At 39.3% G+C, this 2,059-nt stretch carries 2 protein-coding genes; both read right to left on the bottom strand.

What is annotated here, in order from left to right:
* Nucleotides 1-290 precede the first annotated feature (290 nt).
* Nucleotides 291-1,178 carry an AraC family transcriptional regulator gene (locus AC1WIP_RS15060; RefSeq protein ID WP_481142596.1) on the bottom strand — a complete coding sequence of 296 codons (888 nt, stop codon included), beginning with the start codon at nt 1,176-1,178 and terminating at the stop codon, nt 291-293.
* 9 nt (nt 1,179-1,187) lie between these two features.
* Nucleotides 1,188-2,051: a GDP-mannose 4,6-dehydratase gene (locus AC1WIP_RS15055; protein WP_481142595.1), complete on the bottom strand. Its 864-nt coding sequence runs from the start codon at nt 2,049-2,051 to the stop codon at nt 1,188-1,190.
* Between the last annotated feature and the right edge of the window lie 8 nt (nt 2,052-2,059).

The following is a 2,059-nucleotide window of genomic DNA, read 5'->3' as shown; positions in this document are numbered from 1 at the left end:
ATCCAGTACACAGCCATTGATGAGTATTCCAAACGGCGTTTCGTTGAGGCTTTTTATATTTTTCTTTCAAAAAAATAGGCCTCCTATGATTTAGATTTTATCATAGAGGCCTGTCACTGATATCTGTTTACAAAAAATTTCATTCCCTTAGACTGACTATATGGGGAGGGAGACCTGCATCTGCTCACGCAATTGCAGGAAATGCATTTCCCGTACAGCCTTTTGTTTTTAAGGTTAATAACATGTAAATCCACATTGCAAAAGCAAGATGTATATTTTATGATTTCATATTATCTAATCCACTGAGCCCACTTTGCGCGGTATTCTTCTGCTGTCATTCCCTCATTTTCTCTGAACATTTGCTGCAGCATAATAATATCTCCAATTCCTGATTCTAATGCTACTGTTTCAATGGGTTTTATGCTGAACCGAAGCAATTCTTTCGCTGCATTAAACCGACGATTGCTAATATATTCTTCTATGGAAATTCCAAAATGACGGTAAAAAATTTCTCCAAGTTCTTTTACATCCTCTCTAAAAACCGTCTCCAAATTTTGCATAATATTTGCGTCTGCATATTGGTCATTTAACTTTTCGCGTATCTCATTTGCTAATTGCTTTTCATTTTCCTTTTCTAATACACCGGAATTAGATACTTTTTCAATAATACAGTTTAGTAATCGAAGCAGAATTTCTCCACTGGAAAGCTCAGCCAATAGATTACGCTCCTTCTGCCTGTTCATCAGCTCGCCTATCATCTCGTCCCATTTTTTCACATTATCTATTGTAAATACGTTTTCACAATTATTGTATTCCTTAAAGAGATCATAATACCCCTTGCCGGAATGACCATTAAAATGAACCCATGCCAGCTTCCAGGCTTCCTTTTCGTCACTGATATGTTCATAATGTTCTATACAATCAATTAGTGCACAACTGCCTTCCGCAATCTCATAGTGCTTCCCTTTGATATCCAGACTTCCTTTTCCTTCTAGCACCATCACAAATAAATAGGATTCCAAATTCTCTCTTACACATCTATGGGGCTGCAAGCTCTGCAATCTTCCAACCTCCTGCACATAAAGCAAATTTTGCCTGGCAAAGCTCCCTGGCGTATGCAAATAACGTTCTGATATCGTCATATTGTTATTAGAAAATAAGCCTTCTTTCTTAACCATACTGTCCTCCTATATATGGTTCCTCCAATAATCCAATGTTTCCTGAATCGTCTGCTCAATTGGAATCCGAGGACGCCAGCCCGTCAATTGATTCAATTTGGTAATATCCGCCTCAATAACAGGCACGTCCACTGGCCGGATCTTATTCGGATCAATTTCCACTGTTATTTCAGCATCTGACATAGAGACAATTAAATTCAAAATTTCACGGATTTCCCTTGCCTCTCCACTTCCAACATTATATGTTTCTCCCGGAATCCCTTGCTGTATCAACTTTACATATGCTCTTACCACATCTCTGACATCTGTAAAATCTCGTCTTGCCCCAAGATTTCCAACCAGCATTACAGGTTCCCTCAAGCCCTTTTCAATTTCTGCCACTTGTTTGCAAAAATCGGAAACCACGAACATAGGCGCCTGTCCCGGTCCAATATGATTAAACGCCCTTACTAACATAAGATCCAGGTCATACGCTTTCGCATAAATATTGGCTATCATATTCTGGCACACCTTTGTAGCTGCATATATATTGCCAGGCCTCAACGCATTTTCCTCTGAAATGGGGGTTTCTCCAGAGCGGATATGACCGTATTCCTCTCCCGAACCGATAAGCAAAACTCTCGGTTTATAAAAAAGCTCTCTCACAGCTTCCATCACATTAATGCTTCCTTTAATGTTGACATCTACCGTCAATCCCGGATTTTTCCAGGCCAGTCCTACCGAACTCTGAGCCGCAAGGTGGAAAATATAATCAGGCCGTATCTCAAAAAGCAATGATGTAACAGCATCCTTATCCATAATATCCAAGTCATAAATTTTTGCATTTGGATTTTCAAATTTTTCGTGAGACAGTTTTGTGGCATATACCTCCATGTCATTTG

It is taken from the genome of Acetatifactor sp. (genome assembly GCF_982438285.1).
The sequence above is the reverse complement of the archived record's forward strand: the minus strand, read 5'-3'. Positions and strand labels throughout refer to the sequence as shown.